We start from the raw sequence: 20555 nt of genomic DNA on the forward strand, positions 1-20555 counted from the left end.
ATTGGGTATAAGAATTCTGGTATCATATTTTGGGGAAAGTGATACTGACAATGTTGATGATTAGGAGAAAATGCGGATGAAATCATTTTACGAGTACTTTAAGGAGAAAACTTGGGATTTAACAGAGAATTGGTATGCGGAATTAGATAAGAGTAAAGATGGTGTCTATAGCACAACAGACGATTCTCAAATTACTATATTAAAGAAACAAAATCATGCATTCCATGAAATCTTTGCAGAGTTATTTAACACAGAATCTGAGGCACCAACAGAAGCATTTGATGAATGGGTTACTTCTATTGCAAAGGACCCTGCCCATTTAAGCACGCCCTTAGATGAAATCATTAGTGAATTTCTTAGTGTGCAAGAACAATATTTCGATGTAGTTCAAAATTATATTGAAGAATCAACGACAGTGTTATCACATAAAGAGGTTAACACGCTTAATCGATTGATTTCGCAATCATTTAGAAAAATTATGAGTGAATTTAGTAGAAGAAATATCGAAGAATCTAATCGTATGTTAAAAGCACAGCAAGAGATGATTATTGAACTTAGTACACCAGTAATAAAAATTAAACAGGATGTAGCTATTCTCCCTCTAGTTGGAGATATTGATACTCATCGTGCTCAAGTCATTTTTGATAAGACACTCGAACAATGTAACGATATGCAAATTGAAGAGCTTGTAATTGATTTATCTGGCGTAGCAATCATAGATACAATGGTGGCTGCTCAAATTTTTCAGGTTATAGATGGCTTGAAATTAATTGGTACCGTCGCCAGTCTTTCAGGTATTCGACCAGAAATTGCGCAAACAGCTGTTCAATTAGGTATTAATTTCCGTAATATTAAAATCTATTCTTCATTGGCACAAGCCATTCATCATACAAAGACATTATAAATAGTTAAACTAAAATAGAACACGAAAAATTTTTCGTGTTCTATTTTAGTTTCATAGTGAGTAAACCTGTTTTCTTTTCTCTTACAAACCTAGCTTTTATATATCATTTAGGTCTTAATGTACGATCGTGAACAATTTCTTCTCCACCCAAATCTGATGGATCATAAGTTGGCCCATTTGTTCTTCTAGGAGAGTTTTCTGATGTCATTACCTAGATACATATGAAAATGAGCGCTTGGTGTTGGATAAATACGATGGTCACTAAATTGCACAAACTTTGGTGCGGCTTGATCTCCATCCACTCGTTTGAACGAATACCGAACCACCTGATTACCAGCTTCATAAGTAAGGATATTTAATCCATCCTATTCAATGTTCCAGAAAGTGTAGTGTCTTTTTGTGCACTTGTTGACTATATTTTGGTATGCAGTTTTTTAAATATAAATCGTAATTATTATTATTTACAGCGGGTGGAAAAAATAAAATATTGCTACCAGATTACTAGCGATTTACTATATACTGGAATTAAGATTTAGTAGATTAATTCGTTTTTGAATGGAGTGTAGACGAGCTTGAAAAAAGTCGGTCTTAGTATGATGTTTATTGGTTTATTATTTATCGGATTTAGTGTTTGGACAATTGTTGCTGGTAATGTGAAGGAATCCCAGTCATTACAAGTGGCCAAGGCAAAGGTAGCTGAAGGGGCGAAAAAGGCAGAAGCTTATTTGCCGAAAAAAGGAGAAGCAGCAGGGATACTTTTGATACCGAAGCTTGATGCAGAATTACCCATTATTGAGGGAGTTGATGCAGATGATCTGGCTAAAGGAGTTGGCCATTATTTAGGGAGTTTATATCCCGATGAAGGAGGTCAAATTGTACTTTCAGGTCATAGGGACACTGTCTTTAGAGGGATGGGCAAGTTAAAATTAAATGATATTTTCACTATAAAAGTACCATATGGAGAATTTGATTATAAAATTACTAAAACAAAAATTGTCGATAAAGAAGATACAAGTGTCATTACATTGCAACAAACAGAAGAAGAATTAATTGTTACTACTTGTTACCCTTTTAGTTTTGTGGGAGATGCACCTGAGAGATATATTATTTATGCCGAGAGAGTTAAATAGTCTTAAGACGAAAATATAGAGCAATAAATAGGTAAGAAATCCTTATTCATATAAAATTATTAAACTAACTTTCTCTAGCCCCTTATTTTTTTAGAATTTTGTGATAAAATTTTCAATAAAAGTATGAAAGGGTTAGATGAATGGGGATTCAATCAGTTTCTTTTATTGGATTGGGTGCGTTGGGCGTTCTTTTCGGTAGCCAAATGAACCTTTCATTACCAAAAGGTGCACTTACATTTGTTGCTGATGAGGCAAGAGTGAAAAAATATAAAGAGAAAGGAATTTATGCAAACCAACAGTTTTGCGATTTTGATTATAGAACACCAGAAAGTATAAAAAAACCAGTTGATTTACTCATCTTTTCAGTTAAAGCAGATGGGTTGGATGCTGCCATTGAATTAGCTAAGCCAATTGTCAATGAGCATACAATCATTCTTTCTTTATTAAACGGGATTTCAAGTGAACGCATATTAGGTAGTGTATTTGGAGAAGACAAAGTTTTATATAGCGTAGCCCAAGGGATGGATGCTGTTAAAGTAAACAATATACTAAGCTATCATCATATGGGGATGATTTGTTTTGGCGATCAGGAGGCTGGTGAGACATCAAAAATGACAAAGGAAGTAGCTGAATTTTTCGATCGCACAGGTATTCCGTATGAAGTAGATACTAATATGATAAAGAGACAGTGGGGCAAATTCATGTTGAATGTGGGTGTGAATCAGACAGTTGCAGTCTATCGGGGGAATTATGGAACAATTCAAGTAGAGGGAGAGCCGAGAGAAACGATGATTGCAGCAATGCGAGAAGTGATCCGTATAGCACAGTATGAAGGGGTCACTTTAACAGAAGATGACTTATCGTATTGGCTAAATGTTCTCAATCAATTAAATGCAGAGGGTAAGCCGTCTATGGCACAAGATGTCGAGGCTGGAAGGAAAAGTGAAGTGGAGCTTTTTGCGGGAACGGTAATAGCATTGTATAAAAAGCACAAGCTAGCACAACCAACCACAAATCAAATGTTATATGAAAACATTCAACATATTGATAGTCATTCAGTTTAAGACCACTGAAAAGAAATAAAATTGTAGAATAAACTGGGTTAGAGGAAGTTTGGAGGTTTCTATGTCAAAGAATGATGCGCTTTTTCAAAATCATAGTAGCCTAAAGGTGGTTTACCCAATTGAGGTTACTCACTTATTAATGAACCATACATCTGCAGCTATCGTTTTGACAAGCATAAATCATCGGATAAATAAAATTAATCCATCGTATACGGACTTATTGGGCTACCGTGAACAAGATGCACTTGGTACGAATTTATATACTCATTTGCGGTTGAAGAAGTACAATATATTAAAGCCCTTTCAAGATAAAGCGGAAGCAAAGGGTATTCATAAAGATGGCCATCTTATTAATTTGGAATTATCGCATTATCCCATTTATGATTCGTTAGAGCAAATTGCTGGTGGGATTACATTTATTAAAGAATTGGCGGATTCTGAATGTATAGAGGATATTGTCTCAAATAATTTAGGGATCAGTCGATTAATTACAGAGCACACGTCAGATTTAATTTTACTGTACGGACTAGATAAGAAGGTAATTTATGTATCCCCGTCCTTTGAGGAATTATTAGGGGTGGAAAAAGGCACCTATCTGGGGAAAGGTGTAATGGATCATATGAATAAAGAAGAAAGAGAGTACAGTGAGTTATTGTATAAAAAAATTAATGATACCGGAGAATCCCAAATTCTTCAATCACGCATGAAAACGAGTAGTGGGAATATCATATATATTGAGTCTAATATTTCTCCGATTTTTAATGAATTTAATGAAATTCAATTGTATGTTTGTGTCGGTAGGGACGTCACTGATCGTGTGAAAAATGATGATGCTCTAAGAAATTTAGATCGCCTATCCATTATTGGTCAACTAGCAGCCAGTGTGGCACATGAGATCAGAAATCCACTGACATCGTTAAAGGGTTTCTCAAAACTATTACATTATATGGAGGAGAAAGATAAACAGAAAGAGTATTTATCAATTATTTCTCATGAACTAGAGCGTATTGACGGAATTGTCAACGAATTTATGTCTTTAGCTAAGCCGCAAGTAGTTGATTATGATTATTTTGACCTTTATGAGATTTTAGAAGCTACATTCAAATTTCTTCACCCACAAGCCATGATGTGTAATGTTCAAATTCGATTCTTAAAGCCAGATCAACAAATTGAATTACTTTGTAATCAAAATCAATTAAAGCAAGTATTTATTAATTTCTTAAAAAACTCTATAGAGTCAATGCCAAATGGTGGAGAAGTAATTATAGCTATAGAAGTATTAAGAAATAAAAGAGTAAGAATAAATTTTAAAGACGAGGGTATAGGTATAAGCTCAGATCGTTTGCATTATTTAGGTACCCCTTTTTATACTACTAAGGATAAAGGAATCGGTTTAGGACTAACTGTTAGCAATAAAATTATCCAAGAGCATAATGGAACGATGAAGATTGATAGTAAACCAGGTGGCGGTACAATAGTAACCGTTGAACTAGGCTATTCATAAAAGGATTCATCGTTTTAAGAATGATACATAAATGAATGCATTAATATTTTGAAAATGCATTTTTTTATATTTGATCATTATTTCAGCCTTTCTCGCTATTTAAGCGAGTTTTTTTGTAAATATTTGCTTTAAGACTTAAGGCTTAGTTGGAATTACAATCTTAGTCCATGGAAAAAACTCCTTCAAATGTTGTATTCTTATACTGTAAGGGTAAGTAAAAATAAGTTCACTTATTTTGAAACTTAAATAAGACGAATTACGTAAATAGTATAAGCGGTAAAGTCAGGAGTCGATAATTTTGAACCCGTTCTATGTGTTTTTTCTACGGATACTTATCACTGTACCTGTGTCTGTGTTGACATGGTTAATTAGCTACTTTTTTATGAATTACGGTTTTTGGATGAGTGGACTAATTAGTGCTGGTGTGGGTGTATTTACGTATTGGTTGAGTGGAATAATTATTGTCCATCGTTGGATGAAAAGTAAGGGACTCAAGCGGAAAGAGTTTCGTTTTATCCAAGATAATTTAGATGATGCCCGAATCAAGATGAGTCGTTTACATCGTGCTTTAATGGCAATTCGCCATTGGCCATCTGGTCGTCAACGTAAAGATTTTATTAAAGTGACAAAAAGGATTTACCAGCTTGTGCAAAAGGAGCCGAGACGCTTTTATCAAGCTGAATCATTCTTCTATTCGCATTTGGATTCAGCGGTAGAACTCGCTGAAAAATATGTTTTTCTTTCCTCACAACCAAAGAAAGATTGGGAACTTGAGCAATCATTAACAGAGACCAGAAAAACTTTGCAAGAGCTAATGGTTCATGTAGATAAGGATTTACGTTCAGTGCTAGCGAATGATATTGATGATCTTCATTATGAAATAGATGTAGCCAAACATAACATTAAGAAATTAAAAGATGAGAAAACGAATGATGAAAGTAGGCGATTAAAATGACAAAAGAAAAAAATACGTCAAATCAACCTACCCTTGGTGCAGATATATTGGATGATCTTTTAGCGGACCCTTTTGGTAATGACGACGAGACAGTCACAAAGGTTAAAAGTGAGGACTCATCTAGTCGTGTAAAATTGATTGATGTCATTCCAGAGGAAAACAGGCAAAAAGCTTACCAATTAGCTGAACAAATCGACCCAAGTAATCATCAAGCTATGATTTCATATGGTACGCCTGCTCAATCAAAGTTACTCAATTTTTCACATGCGATGCTTGACCATGTGCAAAGAAAAGATGTCGGCGAAGTAGGCTCAATTTTGGGCGAACTTATGCAAAAATTTAATGAAGTGAACCCGGATGATTTAAAGCATGAAAAACAAGGCTTTTTCTCAAAAATATTTGGCAAGCTTTCAGGTTCTGTCCATGAAGTATTGTCGCAATATCAAAAGGTAGGCGCACAAATTGATCGCATCAGTGTGAAGTTAGAGCGAAGTAAAAACCTGCTTCTCTCAGACATTGTTATGCTAGATAAGCTGTATGAAAGCAATAAAGAATATTTCCATGCCTTAAATATTTATATCGCTGCAGGGGAACTAAAGCTTGAGGAAATGAGAGAACAATCGATTCCGGATCTAAAAAAGAAAGCTGAATCATCACAGGATCAAATGAAAGTACAGGAAGTGAATGACTTAGTCCAATTTGCTGAAAGATTGGATAAACGTTTATACGATTTAAAGTTAAGTCGAGAAATCACCATCCAAAGTGCGCCACAAATTAGACTGATCCAAAATACAAATCAAGCGCTAGTAGAAAAGATACAATCATCCATTATGACTGCTATTCCATTATGGAAGAATCAAGTCTCTATTGCTTTAACTTTGATTCGCCAACGCCATGCAGTAGAAGCGCAAAAGCATGTCTCAAAGGCAACGAATGACTTACTATTGAAGAATGCAGAAATGCTAAAAATGAACACTATAGAAACAGCGAGAGAGAACGAACGCGGTTTAGTAGATATAGAAACATTAAAGAAAACCCAGCAAAACCTAGTCGAAACGATTGAAGAAACATTGCGCATCCAAGAAGAAGGTCGACATAAAAGAAAACAAGCCGAAAGTGATCTAGCCCATATGGAAAACGACTTGAGGCTAAAACTATTAGAAGTAAAAGATAAATAATTCATTAGGCACGGATAAATGCTAATTTAGTATTTATCCGTGCCTTTTTAGATGGAAGAATAATTGAACTGAAAGAGCATGTCTAGAAAGTATCAATACTTATGTTAAAAGACTAAAGAATAGCCAAGCCAAAATACCGATGTTCTTCTGTAAACCGGCATTTTGGCTGTTTCATTATCCAACTGGTACACGCGAAGCGATTTGTATCGGTAGCTTGACAGTTACTGTTGTTCCCTCATGTAAAATACTTGAGAAATGAATGGAACCATTGTGGCTTTGAACTATTTTATTGCTGACTGTTAAACCAAGACCAGTACCTTTTTCTTTGGATGAATAAAAAGGTTCGCCGAGTTTTGTTAATAATTCTGGAGACATGCCATCGCCATTATCAGATATTTTTATGATAGCAGTATCCTCTTCCTTTTCTAATGAAATCATGATTTCACCGTCTCCGTCAGTTGAGGCTTCAATAGCATTTTTTATTAAATTGATAAATAATTGTTTAAGTTGATTAGGTTCACACAGTATAGAAATTTGCGTACGTAAATATGACTTTAATTGAATTTGGATATTATGGAGTGATGCTTCCGTTTTTAATAGTGAAATGACATTATGGAGTAATTCATAGATATCTGCTTGAATGAATTTAATCTCTTGTGGTTTGGCTAGTAGTAATAGTTCGCTAACAATATGATTGATGCGATCCAATTCTTCTTCCATAATGCGATAATAAAATTCATGTTTACTGTCTTCTGTCGTTAATACTTGTACAAATCCTTTTAACGAAGTGAGTGGGTTTCTTATTTCATGAGCCACACTCGCTGATAGTTCACCAACTACAGATAATTTTTCCGTTTTTCTTAATTGTTCTTCAGCTAATCGTAGCTTTGTGACGTCTTTCCCATAACAAATAATACCAGCTTGTTTATTATTGATAATCATAGGCACAGCTGTACATTCTAAGATGATTTGAGGACCATTTTTATGGTTCATCGCCATCTCACATTGTATATGTTGATTCGTTTGTCGTATGTGTTCAAGACTTTTAAATAATTCATCATGTAAGTCTTTAGGAAATAGGTGGGTGATGGGTTGTTGGAGTACTTCTTCTGGCTGATAACCGGTTATCTCCTTAAATTGGGGGTTTGCTTGAGTAATCCGTCCGGATAAATCCATCATGACGATCATATCTTGGCTGTACAAAAACAGCGATTTATATTGCTGTTGACTTTCTTGTAATAATTCATCCAATCTCTTTTTTTCGGAAATATCTCTACCGATAATTACAAGCCCTTTTCTACTTCGGTCTTCATGAAAAAGAGGAACTTTAATTGTGTCGAATATCTTCTTTGTTCCATCGGGTTGTAATATATTTTCCTCGATTCTCGCAATTTTTCCACTATCCCATGTTTCCTCATCTGAAATCATACAATGAGCGAAGGAGTTTTTGTAAAAACTTCTTGCTTGATCGCCGAGTTCAATATCTGTTTTTCCTCGATATTGGTCTTCTTCAAGATTAAATAGTTCAAGGGCGACTTTATTTGCTTCGATCCATCTCCCTTTTTCGTCTTTAAAATTTACGAAATCGACCATTGCATTAATAAGTGTGGATAATCTCTCTTTATCTTCTTTGGATGTATTTAGTTCTTCAATTCTTTTTATAAAATAGTAGAAGAGACAAGTTGTAAAGGAGATATATAAAATTTCTTTTATATGTATCATGGAGATTAAGTTGGATGATGTATGAAATTCCCTAATGAGTAGGTTTGTTGAAATGACCCAAATGATACTTCCTAAAAAAAAGAAGATTAAGAATTTTGTTTTCATATCTATGCTCCTGTTCTGTAAAACAAATAATCACTATACTTTATAGTAATCGATTATGAAAAATTTTGCCATTAAAGATTGAGTATTTTAATAATTAAGTATGATAGTAGGAGAAATAAGCGTTAAAGAAATAAGTTATAATAGTAGAAACTAGTTGGAGGAGATGAAGTAATCATGTATTTAACAATAGAAGAGACAGCTCAATATTTATCGGTATCAGTCAGTTATGTAGAAGAGTTGATCCTCCAAGGTAAAATTCGTGTCATTCATGATAGCGAGGGAGCAGTACTCATTTATAAAGATCAATTTAAAACCCATTTTCAACAATTAGAAAAATATAAAAAATTGGTGGAAGAGTTATCGAAGGAACCAATTCCAGAAGATCGGGATATAAAGGATGAAGATTAATACGTAAGGATGTGACATGATGAAGTTAAAGCTCGTTAATGAAGATAAGAAAAGATATATAGATCTGCTACTGCTTGCAGATGAACAAGAGAATATGATTGATCAGTATTTAGAGCGGGGAGACCTTTATATTTTCGAGGAAAAACAAAAGTTAATCGGCGTTTGTGTTGTAACAAAGGAGAATGAAGATATATATGAAATAAAGAATCTGGCTGTTGCCCCACATTTAAAACGAAAAGGATATGGCAAAAAGATGATTCAGCTTGTGGAAGATTTCTATAAAGGGAGAGCCCGCAAGCTTCAAGTAGGAACGGGAGATAGTCCCCTTACGATCCCTTTTTACCAGGCGTGTGGATTTCATATTTCTCATCAGATTGATGATTTCTTTGTGAAACATTATGACCGCCCTATTTATGAGGGTGGTAAACAACTCATTCATATGGTGATTTTACAAAAGCAGCTTTGACCTCTAAAAGGATAGAATGTTTTACATTTCTAATTATTTTGTCTATTCTAGAAAAGAGAGAGTATTTCTTGAGGAGGAATGGAACATGTATGATATTCTAATCGTTGGAGCAGGGCCTTCTGGTGCGAGTGCAGCTTTATTTGCTGCTAAAGCGGGGAAGAAAGTGATTGTTATTGATAATGACAAAGGTGTAACAAAAAGGGCTTGGGTTGAAAACCATTATGGTGTATTAGAGGTATCAGGTCCGGATTTGGTTAGCACAGGGAAAAAACAGGCAGAGAAATTTGGGGCAGAATTAGTAGATGCAACAGTAGAATCTATTGAGAAAAAAGAAGAAGGTTTCGTTGTTACTACTTCTGAAGGTAGTTATGAAGCGAAACATGTCATTTTAGCAACAGGGTTCTTGGCTGATTTAGCCGAAAAAGCAGGTGTACAAACGAAACCGGGAACAGAGCCAAGAGTAAAAACCATTATTGATGTAGATGCATCAGGTCAAACCAATATTCCTGGCATCTGGGCTGCAGGTACGACAGCAGGTGTAAGTGTACATACAATTATTACTGCTGGTGATGGCGCGAAGGTAGCTATTAATGTAATTAGTGAGATAAATGGTGAGCGTTATGTTGACCATGATGTATTGAAATAAATAGTAGTTGTTTAAGAAGGCTGACTGTAATAGTCAGCTTTTTTGATTTGAAATTGATTGTTGGAGAACATGCCTATTTACTTAGAATTGAAGGCTGATTTTGCATTCTTAATGTATTGGAAAACTTTTTGATTTGAAATTTTATGGAATGTAAGGATCTGTGAAATTGTTTAAATATAAGCTCTCTATTAAATTACCTTCTCATTATCACTCCTTTTTATTTATATTTACCTGAGAGTAACCCTCCTCTTCTATCCATCATTTGTCATCTATCATTTGTAGTTAAAAGGTTCGTATATGAGAAACTAGCATTTTTTCCCTATTGAAAGATAGTGAATACTACACTTATTAACTCGGAATTAATAGTCTAAACTTTTAGAAAATCGATTAATAGGAGGAAAAAAATGAAGAAATCTATCTTAAAATTTAGTTTGGCTACTACTCTCGTATTTGGTGCATTAGGTGTTCATGGCTATGTTGTTAAACCTGTTGAAGCTGCTGATACACAGAGTCATTCACATCACTTCTATGACTATTTAATTACAAAGTTAGTAAATGAGCACAAAATCTATCGCAATATTGCTCATCTTGCAAAAGAGCCGAGAGTTGCGGGAACAGTTGAGGAAGATGAGGCTGTCGAATTTATCAAAAGAGAGTTTAGGAATTACGGTTATCGTGCAGATATTCAACCGTTTACCTATGTTGGGTATACACCCCCACATACGATTGAACTACAAGTCGATGGATATAATGAACAACTAAACCCTGACTACTTTACGTATTCTATTAGTGGGAATGTGAATGGGGACATCGTCTATGGCGGTCTAGGTAAACCAGAGGAATTAGGCGATGTTACAGGAAAAATTGTTTTAATCAAACGCGGAGAGTTAAGCTTCAGTGAGAAAGTGTTGAATGCAGGAGAGGCAGGGGCAGCGGGTGTAATTATTTATAATAATAGTGAGGGCTCTTTAAATGGAACTTTGGGAGCACATAATGATCAATTTGTTCCTGCGATTTCTTTGTCAAAAGCAGAGGGAGATGCGTTGCTTGCTAGTATAGAAGCCGGAGAGGTTACAGAAGCGACTATCAATATAGAAGGGGCAAGTACAGGAGAAAAAACATCTCATAATGTCATAGCGACGAAAAAACCAACCTCAAAATTAAGAGATACGAATGATATTATTGTGATCGGTGCTCACCATGATTCTGTAGCTGGTGCACCAGGGGCCAATGATGATGCTTCAGGAACAGCGATGACTCTTGAATTGGCAAGGGTACTTAAGTTATTCCCAACTGATACAGAAATTCGTTTTATTACATTTGGTGCTGAAGAAGTAGGATTACTTGGTTCTACACATTATGTAAATAGTTTACCTGAAGATGAGCGTAATAGAATTGTGGCGAATTTTAACTTAGACATGGTCGGGAGTAGAGATGCAGGTAATTTAGTTTTGGCCACAATTGATGGGGAGCCAAACCTTGTTACCGAGTTAGCTCAAGAGACTAGCTCGAGGTTAAATGGAGAAGCGACACCGATTAGAAGTGGCGGCAGCAGTGATCATGTGCCATTTGCCGAAGTAGGTATTCCAGCAGCTTTATTTATTCACAGCCCTTCAGAACCTTGGTACCATACACCAGATGATACGATTGATAAAATTAGTAAGGAAAAACTAAAGGATGTAGCTAGTATTGTTGGAACGGCGGTATATCAACAAGCGCAAATTGATCGGATGATCAAACCTAGAAAGCAACAAGAGAAAAAGGTAGAGCCACAAATGTTTCTTGAAGAGGATTTAAAATAGGTAAGGTTCAGTTCTGTAAAGGTGGGGGCGGATGCTTCCACCTTTTCTTGCTTATCAATTGCTTACTTTCTATCCATATGAAGAAAATATATGTTAAAATTTACTTCATTACAGAGACGGAAAGAAGGATGGGAATGAACAAGCTCGGTCTATTTTTATTTATGACAATATTAATGATGATATGGGGATTTAATGTTTCCGCTATTAAAATCCTTGTCTCATCTTTCCCACCGATTACGATTACTGCTATCAGGATTCTAGTTGCGGGATTTTTTGTTTTTCTTATGCTCGGAGTTATAGGGAAAGTTAGAAGACCAAATCGGAAGGAATTTCAATATATTATATATGGTGGTCTCTTTAATATTACGGCTCATCATTTTTTCCTAGCACATGGGTTAATGGAAACAACTGGTGCTAACGGAGGATTAATTTTAGGTTCGGGGCCAGTCTTGACGGCTATTCTCTCCGCCATTATCATTAAAACCATGCCTTCACGTATGCAGATTATAGGTTTTATCTTTGGCATTATTGGTGTTTCTTTTATCGTTGTAATCGGTAATGGAGGGTTATCTGGTTTTTCTTTTGGAGATATTTATATTTTCTTATCGATTTTATCCCAAGCGTTCAGCTTTATTCTTATCAGTAAGGCAGCGAAAACTATTGATAGTAGACTACTCACTGGATATATGCTGGTTTTTGGGGGCATAATTCTCGCCATCATAGGTTTGATTTCAGAGCCTTTGGCATTTACAAATTTATTAGATGCTCCAAGTTCTTTATGGATTTTATTCTTAGCATCTGCCATTTTAGCAACGGCTATTGGACAAATGGGCTACAATTATGCGATTAGTAAAATTGGTCCTGCTGAAGCCGCCATCTTTTTAAACTTAAATACATTCTTTGCTCTTGTCGGGTCGGCATTATTTTTAGGGGAGCAAATCACGGTTTATCATTGGGTTGGTCTTGTCTTTATCATTCCTGGTGTACTCCTTGGATCAGGTGCGATTGAATCATTATTAAGAAAAAGAAGAACAGAGAAGATGAAGCCAATAAAAGAAAAAAACGTGGCAAACAAATAGGTTTGTAAATGAATTTCCTCTTAAAAGGGGTGAAAAATCCGAACGATTATTCGAAGCTTTAGCAGCGTTTAAATAATCGTTCGGACTTTGTTTTTTAATATCCTTTTTTGTAATCCACTACATTCGTATCAAGAGCATCGCCATTCAAATATTTTTTTAGGTTAGGAATGAAGATGTTTTTAATGACTCTTTCGTTGTAATGTTCGGTTGATCCAGATGTATGTGGGGTGATGATTAAGTTATTTAATCCCCATAATGGACTATCTTCAGGGAGCGGCTCTTTTTCAAAAACATCAATACCAGCACCTTTAATTTCTCCTTCTGAAAGAGCATGATAAAGTGCGTTTTCATCAACAATTTCACCGCGTCCAATATTAATAAAAAAAGCTGTTTGTTTCATGCGTTTGAACTGTTCTTTACTGAACATATGGTATGTATCCTTCGTTAAAGGCAGGGTGACGACAATATAATCACATTTAGGTAGGATGTCGTCAAGTTCCAGTGAAGTATACATTTCATCTACGTAATCGACAGGTTTGCCTGAATGTCTAACACCAATGACGTGCATATTAAACGCTTTGGCAATTCGAGCAGTTTCTTGTCCAATCATTCCAACACCAATTATACCGATGGTCTTTCCATGCATTTCGAGTTTGTTACCAGTTCCATCCCATACTTTTTCTTGTTGTTGTTTAACATAACGGTCGATACTTCTTGTTAAACCTAACATCAATGCAAAAATCGTCTCCGAAATTGGATAAGCATGTACCCCGTTTGCACTTGTTAGAAGGATGTTTTTCTTGTCAAAGTCTTCGAGTGGCAAATAATTCACACCAGCACTCCATGTTTGAATCCAACGAAGGTTAGCATTATTCGCATAGGTATCATGCATACGATGTTTCCAAGCAACAATCACTTCTGCATCCTTCATATGACTCTCCCAAACCTCGTTATCCTTCCCTATGATGTGCTCCCAATCAGGAGTGATTTCTGTAATGGCTGTTTTAAGTTCCTCGCTTAAGTTTTGTGTGATAATCATTTTTCTTTTAGACATAAGGTATCCTCCATCGGTAGAAATTTTTCAAGTCTACCCTTAATAATAGCAAAATCTTCAGGATACCGAAATAAAAGATATTGAATATTACTATTATTCGTCGTCTTTTATATATCTACCAGTTTCAGGCATTGCGATGTCATCAAACTCCCTTACAAGAGTAATAAGGCTTTGTTGGAGAGTTTGTTCAGCCATAGGAATACCATGTCCTGTGATGGCGATATGAGGATTAAGGTCAGAGAGTTTTCTGACAGATTCTCTTGCTAGTTGCCAATCAGTGGTTAAATACCTTGGGGGACCACTAATTTCTTGCTCCTGTGTCATCACTTTAAAAAGGGACTCTTGTTTAACGGTACAAAAGGCATCTCCAGCAATTAAGACACCATCGCTTTTGCGGTAAAGCGAGATATGACCTTCTGTATGTCCAGGAGTATGAATCCACTGCCAACCGGGCATTTCGTCAATATGACCGTCTCTTGGTAAAGGTTTTATATGTTGAGAAATATTAATACCTTCATTAGGGAATAAATTCGAAAACTTAGCTAATAATCCACCATCAACTGTATTATCAGGTTCTGGATAATCTTTCCGACCAGTTAAATAAGGTAATTCCATCGAATGAGCATAAACAGGGACATTCCATACTTCTAATAGCTCATGAATCGCACCTACGTGATCAAAATGTCCATGTGTTAATATGATCGCAACAGGTTTCGCACCCTTTCCATATAATTCTTCTGCAGCTTCAATAATTTTTTGGGCTGATTTTGGCATACCAGCATCAACAAGGACCCATGCATCCTCTGCTGTTTTAACAAAACAAACATTAACGATTTGAATGTTTATATAATCAACACCTTCTGCAGAATTAACAATCATACCGCTCGTTGTTGAGGTGATAGGCATATAATGTTGCTCAGAATCATACTCTCTCATAAGATTTTATCTCCTTTACATGTCTTTATATGAGAGTATACCCTGCTTACATTCGATTAATCTTTAACATCAATAAAAAGGAATTTTTTACAAACGATTCATACTGTGTTTAAATAATTTTTATACAATTGTAGAAAAGGGAGAGGATGGTTGAGCAATGATATTTGCCCACCGTGGATTAAGTGGTCGCTTTCCGGAGAATACAATGCTTGCTTTTGAAGCTGCAAGAAAAGCTGGTGTTCACGGAATCGAATTAGATGTCCAATTATCTAAAGATGGTGAACTTGTCATCATTCATGATGAGAAAATCAATCGGACAACAGATGGGACAGGGTTTATCAGGGATTTTAAATATAAAGATATTGTGCAATTTGATGCAGGGAGCTGGTTTAACACCGAATTTAACCATGCGAGAATCCCACGATTAGAAGAGGTTTTTCAATGGGCGAAAGAGGAGAATAATGAATTGGTTATAAATGTAGAATTGAAAAATGATGTCTTTCGTTACGATGGTATGGAGGAGAAGGTGTTAACTTTAATTGAGCAATATGGTTTAAGAGATCGAATCATTCTTTCATCTTTTAACCCTGAGAGTGTGAAGAGAATACGAACATTAGATAATGAAATAAATACAGGGTATTTAATTCTAGGTATACATGCTAATGCAATTAAGGTAGCTCAGAATATTGGAGCCGATGCTATTCATTGTCAAAAAGAATTTGTGCAATCCATACATGGTATACAGGCAATAGAAAACAAAATCCCATTACGTACTTATACAATTAATCGATGGTCCGATGCTCAATCACTACTCAACCAAGGCGTTGAGGTGGTTATGACCGATTTCTGTGATGAATTTGTATCCAACTATCAATAAATGGAATAGACAAAAAAGTGGCTGAATTGGCCACTTTTTTTTATTAACGTCGAATGGGGCGTTCTAAGGTTAATACTTCATCTTCAATACTAGCAAACTGTTCTTTTAGCATGGATTGAGTCTCTTGGATAGCTGCATTGTAAAAGTGAGGGGCGAGTGATTCTTTAAAAAAATCTAACACACGTTCAGCAGCGAATTCGGAAAGATCCTCGTCTTTTTCCTGAAGAAAAAACTGTTGGATTTCTTCAATCATTTGTTGTTGCTGTTCTTTTGTCAGTCGATAAAACATGTAATGGCCTCCATTTCTATACGACCATCATACACCATGAATGATTAAGATGCATGTTATGAATAACGAAAAACGGCAATTATTATGGCTTCCACGATGATTTCACCAGGTTCAATGGGCGGAGAAGCAATAGATTGAAGAGCAATTTTCTGTGTGAAGGGCTGTATTTGTCTGCTGTCTTCGGTAATCTTTATCGGGGTAAGATCTACTGTTACATTTAAAACATTAGCTATAGATTGGGCTTTACTTATCGCATCCACTAATGCCTCATTTAATGCCTTATAATACCACTTCTGTTTCTCCGTTAATCCAAATTCAAGACTATTTATTTGATTGGCTCCGTGTTCCATTGCTAAAGCAATAATTGTACCTATTTGATTAAGTTGACTGACGGTAACGCGGACTTCATTTGTCACTTGATAGCCTGAAATCTGCGAAGAATCATCTTGTTGATGGTAGATGGGATGTACATTAAAGTGAGTCGTTTGTATTTGCTTTTCATTGATACCGGCTTGTTTTAAAGCAGAAAGGAAAGATTCTGTGGCTTGTGTATTTTCCTTTTCAGCTATCTGTATTTTTTCATTTTCCGATATGACACCGATATGAATAGTGGCTATATCAGGTTGGACGGAAAGTCTTCCTAAACCATTCACATGTAATCTTCGTTCTTTGTTTCGCACTTCATTATATGAATAAGGGTACATGGTCATCACCTTTCAACTCTTTATCTTATTAAGTGTATGTCGTATCACATTTTTTAGAAATGATTGTATCGCTGTGATGCAAGATAAAGATTGGAAAAATTCAAAAATATATTGACCTTGTAGTAAGCTCCAATGTTATCTTCAAAATAAGAAGAAAAGGAGGAAGGAAATGTATATTAAACAAATCGCTTCTCAATATGATATTTCTAGTGAGACAATCCGTTACTATGAAAAAATCGGTTTAATTACTCCAGAAAGATCTGAAAATGGGTATCGATTATATACAGACAAAAATGAAAGAGAACTCAAATATATCATTGTGTTAAAACAATTAGGATTCTCTTTACAAGAAATCAGTGAACTGTTTATATTAGATCGGACTCAGCCGTCAGAGGATTGTAAAATAAAATCGGAGCAGTTAATAGGTGTAAAGGTTGATAGTGTTGAAGAGAAACTTCACTTTTTGACAGTTGCTTTGGAAGCTTTAAAAGAGATTCGTTTCATGATAAAGGAAGGAAACTTTAAAGAGAACCAAAGAAACTTAGATCAAGTCATTCACCATGTATATGAACAGATGAAAATAGGTGGTGTGGAAAATGAGTAATCGCATTATTGTTAAATGGGAATATATTCTTTTACTATTATTAACAGTAGTAGCCTATATTACTTGGGAATTCTCAATACTTGCCTTTGTTATTTTTTTGTTTTTACCAGACGTCTTTATGTTTGGCTATCTCCTCAACAAAAAAGTAGGGGCGATTCTCTATAATATAGGCCATACATTTATTTTCCCCCTATTGATTTTAGGAATTTATTTTGTAATAAAGGAACCTATATTATTGATGGCATCTTTGATCTGGTCTGCTCACATTAGTATGGATAGAGCCTTAGGATACGGTCTTAAATATGAAGAAGGGTTTAAAGTAACACATATACAAAAAATATAGAAACAAAGTCAATGGTTATTTTGAGCATTATTTGTAAATTAGGAATCACTAGTCAGTAAACCTCTCCTATACAGCTGATGGGGAAAAATCAGTTGCTAAAAAATTAATTATACAACTAAGAAGGGGAGGGGTTTACAATTAAAATACAGCGATTAATAATGACAAAAAATTAGTAATTTTATCTTACGCCAGGTATTTTGTTCTTACCTTTGAGTTGGACTAAAAGCTGGATCTTTAGCATAAACGCAACATTGTATAATTCCTATGCCATTTTACGATTTCTAATTTAATCTAATAATAAAATGGAAGAAGATACAATTATTTTTGTCCCACGATAATTCCCAATCAAAAATATCCGCAATAAAACATCCCATTCTACCGAAGTTTCTCAATAACCTAGTGATTATTCCAAAAAAGTATTTTTATTCTGCAGGTATCACAGAGAAAGGGTACTTATTCACAAATCCTTGTTTAGCTTACATGACTATATGTCTTGTGTTCCGTCGTTTTAAGGTGCACATATATCAGTAGTGTCTTTCTTAAAAATCTCACTTAACCTAACATGCACTATTTTTTTATCTCGATTGTGTTTTGGAAAGTAGGATGACTAAGGTAAAGATTATCAATAAAGTAATACTTTATTCATTCCTTACAATTTGTATTTCGATGTCGATTAGGACAAGTGGTTATTTGTTGTATCACTTGATAATGAAATACCACTCCTTTATAAAATTAGTTTTTGACTTTTAATAATTTAAAATGAATAGAAAATTGTAAAAAAACCGTTTCCGTGTATCGTATATAGGTACAATGGTATTATATGTGTGACGGTATTGTGTTAAATTGGTTTTAATAGTTCAAAAATTCAAATATGTATACTGCTAGAAGGAGGGTAAATTCTTGTTTCAGAAAGTAGAAAGTTTTATTTATTTAGAAGCAGCTAAATTAGATAACGCCCAATATGAAGATTGGGCAGAGATGTACGATGAAAATTGCAAATATTGGATTCCGAGTTGGCAGACTGAAAGTCAATTGGTGGTGGAGCCGAGTCAAGAACTGTCTTTAATATACTGGAATAAACAAAATATTAATGAATATGTTCAGAGGCTTAATTCAGGTGATGCTCATGTAATGGTACCGTTGCCTAGAAGTACGCGATATATCACTAATATAAGAATTGAACAAAATAATGTAAACGAATTCAAAGTCAGTAGCAAATGGTTTTTACACGATTTTCGCACAGGTTTTAATCAGGGGGTCCAACAATTCTTTGGTGGAGATATGGAGCATCACCTTATAAGTAAGGGGGATTCCTTTCTAATAACATATAAAAAAGTGATAGTGAATAACGACAATATTAAGCGTGGTCATCTCATGATTATATAAAAATTCTAAAGTAGGAGGGAATTTAAATGAATAGTGACGTGATAGAAATGGCATTAAAAAATCAATATTTTATCGATGATACTGAACGAAAAGAATTTTTGGTGAATTCTAATATATATACAGACCCAGATTTATTTGAGAGAGAAATGGAGCAGATTTTTTCAAAGTCTTGGGTTTACGTTGGTCATGAGGATCAAATCAAAAATGCAAACGATTACTTTTTAACCAAAATTGGTAGGGAACCTATTATTATTTCTAGAGATAAATCTGGTAATATCCATGGGCTAATTAATCGCTGTCCGCATCGGGGAGCGACTGTTTGCCGAGAGCATCAAGGTAACTCTAAAAATTTTCGTTGCTTTTATCATGGTTGGTCATTTAGGAATAGTGGTGAATGTGTAGGTGTTGCTGATCAGGGTGCTTATCCGTCACAATTTGATAAGAAAAATCACAATTTAACAAAAGTAGCACATGTAAAGTCTTATAGAGGGTTTATTTTTGCAAGTCTAACTGATGATGTCCCTTCATTAGAAGAGCACTTAGGAAATGCAAAACCATACTTGGATATAGTAATTGATCGGTTTGCTGATGGGATTGAAGTAGCTAAAGGTGTAACTAAATACGGTAATATAGGTAACTGGAAATTGCAAACAGAAAACGCTTTAGATTATTATCATCCATTATTTGTTCATAAAAGTTACTTTGATATTGTTGCAAATAGAGGTGTCAAAAGAGATAATGCCTCTCTGCAATTTAAAGAGAGGAAGAGTGATCATCAATTTTATCTTGGAAGAGGGCATGGTGTAACAGTCCATTATAGAGATTTTTTGAAATCAGGGTATGCAAAAGAAGAGTTATTTAACAGTAGTTTTCGAAATGATGAATGGGAAGAAAAAGTTGGCCCATTAATGGCAAAGTGGACAAAAAAGATTTCTATGCATTTGTTGATTTATCCGAATTTATTGATCATGGAAGGCCCAGCTTTACAAATTAGAGTGATTCAACCTCAAACTGTGGATAGAACTGAAATCGAAGGGCGTGCATATTTTCCTAAAGGCCAAACGGAAATGTATAAAGAAAGGCAATTAAAGGCTTATATGGATTTTTTAGGTCCAGTAGGCCATGGTACTCCAGACGATATTGCAGCCTTTGAAGCGTGCAACACAGGATATCAATCTCAACTCACCAAATGGAATAATTTATCTAGGGGTTATGAGAGGGAATTGAGTTACTCTGATGACTTGGAAATAAAAGAACTTTCAGGGTTTGAAGTTGGTGGGAATATAAGTGATGATACGATTTTTAGAGCTATGATAAAACATTGGCATAAGACAATAATAGAAGACTAATTGACAATAAGCGTATGTTAATCTAAAGACTATTTTAAATACGAATGTAG

At 35.1% G+C, this 20555-nt stretch carries 22 protein-coding genes; 16 read left to right on the plus strand and 6 right to left on the minus strand.

Annotated features, from left to right (window positions below):
- Nucleotides 1–76: 76 nt before the first annotated feature.
- Nucleotides 77–904, plus strand: a complete 828-nt coding sequence (locus MKX78_RS05120) for an STAS domain-containing protein (RefSeq protein WP_095370337.1) — start codon at nt 77–79, stop codon at nt 902–904.
- A gap of 185 nt (nt 905–1089) precedes the next feature.
- On the opposite strand, the gene MKX78_RS24495 is transcribed toward MKX78_RS05120, so the two are convergent.
- Nucleotides 1090–1257 carry a ZinT/AdcA family metal-binding protein gene (locus tag MKX78_RS24495; protein WP_095370336.1) on the minus strand — a complete coding sequence of 56 codons (168 nt, stop codon included), beginning with the start codon at nt 1255–1257 and terminating at the stop codon, nt 1090–1092.
- 240 nt (nt 1258–1497) lie between these two features.
- Between MKX78_RS24495 and MKX78_RS05125 the strand changes: the two genes are divergently transcribed.
- The 5 genes from MKX78_RS05125 (at nt 1498) to MKX78_RS05145 (ending at nt 6735) form a co-directional block, all read left to right on the plus strand.
- Nucleotides 1498–2034, plus strand: coding sequence for a class D sortase (locus MKX78_RS05125; protein ID WP_370873367.1), 537 nt, complete (start codon nt 1498–1500; stop codon nt 2032–2034).
- Between the two features lie 140 nt (nt 2035–2174).
- The gene (locus MKX78_RS05130; protein ID WP_341050099.1) at nt 2175–3098 is read left to right on the plus strand and encodes a ketopantoate reductase family protein; all 924 of its coding nucleotides are present in this window, start codon (nt 2175–2177) and stop codon (nt 3096–3098) included.
- A 61-nt stretch (nt 3099–3159) separates the two neighbouring features.
- Nucleotides 3160–4602, plus strand: coding sequence for a PAS domain S-box protein (locus tag MKX78_RS05135; protein ID WP_341050101.1), 1443 nt, complete (start codon nt 3160–3162; stop codon nt 4600–4602).
- A gap of 298 nt (nt 4603–4900) precedes the next feature.
- Nucleotides 4901–5557, plus strand: coding sequence for a 5-bromo-4-chloroindolyl phosphate hydrolysis family protein (locus MKX78_RS05140; protein ID WP_341050103.1), 657 nt, complete (start codon nt 4901–4903; stop codon nt 5555–5557).
- Nucleotides 5554–6735 (plus strand): toxic anion resistance protein, encoded by a 1182-nt coding sequence (locus MKX78_RS05145; protein WP_095370331.1) that lies wholly within the window; start codon nt 5554–5556, stop codon nt 6733–6735. Before MKX78_RS05140 ends, MKX78_RS05145 begins: the two co-directional genes overlap by 4 nt.
- A gap of 174 nt (nt 6736–6909) precedes the next feature.
- Here MKX78_RS05145 and MKX78_RS05150 read toward each other — a convergent pair whose 3' ends face one another.
- Entirely contained in the window at nt 6910–8562 is a 1653-nt protein-coding gene (locus MKX78_RS05150; RefSeq protein ID WP_095370330.1) for a PAS domain S-box protein, read from the minus strand.
- A 174-nt stretch (nt 8563–8736) separates the two neighbouring features.
- Between MKX78_RS05150 and MKX78_RS05155 the strand changes: the two genes are divergently transcribed.
- From MKX78_RS05155 to MKX78_RS05175, 5 genes are all read left to right on the plus strand, one after another.
- Nucleotides 8737–8970 (plus strand): excisionase family DNA-binding protein, encoded by a 234-nt coding sequence (locus MKX78_RS05155; protein WP_095370329.1) that lies wholly within the window; start codon nt 8737–8739, stop codon nt 8968–8970.
- Nucleotides 8971–8989: 19 nt separating this feature from the next.
- Nucleotides 8990–9436, plus strand: coding sequence for a GNAT family N-acetyltransferase (locus MKX78_RS05160; RefSeq protein ID WP_307317167.1), 447 nt, complete (start codon nt 8990–8992; stop codon nt 9434–9436).
- A gap of 85 nt (nt 9437–9521) precedes the next feature.
- Nucleotides 9522–10082: an NAD(P)/FAD-dependent oxidoreductase gene (locus MKX78_RS05165; protein WP_095370327.1), complete on the plus strand. Its 561-nt coding sequence runs from the start codon at nt 9522–9524 to the stop codon at nt 10080–10082.
- A 404-nt stretch (nt 10083–10486) separates the two neighbouring features.
- Nucleotides 10487–11884, plus strand: a complete 1398-nt coding sequence (locus MKX78_RS05170; RefSeq protein ID WP_095370326.1) for a M20/M25/M40 family metallo-hydrolase — start codon at nt 10487–10489, stop codon at nt 11882–11884.
- A 134-nt stretch (nt 11885–12018) separates the two neighbouring features.
- Nucleotides 12019–12963 carry a DMT family transporter gene (locus MKX78_RS05175; RefSeq protein WP_233435304.1) on the plus strand — a complete coding sequence of 315 codons (945 nt, stop codon included), beginning with the start codon at nt 12019–12021 and terminating at the stop codon, nt 12961–12963.
- 94 nt (nt 12964–13057) lie between these two features.
- Here the strand turns inward: MKX78_RS05175 and MKX78_RS05180 are convergent, their stop codons facing one another.
- Both MKX78_RS05180 and MKX78_RS05185 read right to left on the minus strand, forming a co-directional pair.
- The gene (locus MKX78_RS05180) at nt 13058–14017 is read right to left on the minus strand and encodes a D-2-hydroxyacid dehydrogenase (protein WP_341050113.1); all 960 of its coding nucleotides are present in this window, start codon (nt 14015–14017) and stop codon (nt 13058–13060) included.
- Between the two features lie 93 nt (nt 14018–14110).
- Nucleotides 14111–14953, minus strand: a complete 843-nt coding sequence (locus tag MKX78_RS05185) for an MBL fold metallo-hydrolase (protein WP_224934858.1) — start codon at nt 14951–14953, stop codon at nt 14111–14113.
- 157 nt (nt 14954–15110) lie between these two features.
- Here MKX78_RS05185 and MKX78_RS05190 point away from each other — a divergent pair, with 157 nt between their 5' ends.
- Nucleotides 15111–15830, plus strand: coding sequence for a glycerophosphodiester phosphodiesterase (locus MKX78_RS05190; RefSeq protein ID WP_095370323.1), 720 nt, complete (start codon nt 15111–15113; stop codon nt 15828–15830).
- Nucleotides 15831–15873: 43 nt separating this feature from the next.
- On the opposite strand, the gene MKX78_RS05195 is transcribed toward MKX78_RS05190, so the two are convergent.
- Both MKX78_RS05195 and MKX78_RS05200 read right to left on the minus strand, forming a co-directional pair.
- On the minus strand, nt 15874–16119 hold the full coding sequence (locus MKX78_RS05195; protein WP_095370322.1) for a DUF2164 family protein: 246 nt from the start codon (nt 16117–16119) through the stop codon (nt 15874–15876).
- Nucleotides 16120–16175: 56 nt separating this feature from the next.
- Complete coding sequence (locus MKX78_RS05200; RefSeq protein ID WP_341050114.1) at nt 16176–16823, minus strand: SIMPL domain-containing protein; 648 nt, start codon at nt 16821–16823, stop codon at nt 16176–16178.
- Nucleotides 16824–16992: 169 nt separating this feature from the next.
- Here MKX78_RS05200 and MKX78_RS05205 point away from each other — a divergent pair, with 169 nt between their 5' ends.
- The 4 genes from MKX78_RS05205 (at nt 16993) to MKX78_RS05220 (ending at nt 20505) form a co-directional block, all read left to right on the plus strand.
- Nucleotides 16993–17427, plus strand: a complete 435-nt coding sequence (locus tag MKX78_RS05205; protein ID WP_307317150.1) for a MerR family transcriptional regulator — start codon at nt 16993–16995, stop codon at nt 17425–17427.
- Complete coding sequence (locus tag MKX78_RS05210; protein WP_307317147.1) at nt 17420–17770, plus strand: DUF4260 domain-containing protein; 351 nt, start codon at nt 17420–17422, stop codon at nt 17768–17770. The genes MKX78_RS05205 and MKX78_RS05210 overlap by 8 nt, the downstream gene beginning before the upstream one ends.
- A gap of 900 nt (nt 17771–18670) precedes the next feature.
- Entirely contained in the window at nt 18671–19156 is a 486-nt protein-coding gene (locus MKX78_RS05215) for an aromatic-ring-hydroxylating dioxygenase subunit beta (protein ID WP_341050118.1), read from the plus strand.
- 26 nt (nt 19157–19182) lie between these two features.
- Nucleotides 19183–20505, plus strand: coding sequence for an aromatic ring-hydroxylating oxygenase subunit alpha (locus tag MKX78_RS05220; RefSeq protein WP_341050120.1), 1323 nt, complete (start codon nt 19183–19185; stop codon nt 20503–20505).
- The last annotated feature ends 50 nt before the right edge of the window (nt 20506–20555 follow it).

The sequence above is a fragment of the Cytobacillus sp. FSL R5-0569 genome, from assembly GCF_038007265.1.
GTDB lineage: Bacteria > Bacillota > Bacilli > Bacillales > Cytobacillaceae > Cytobacillus > Cytobacillus kochii.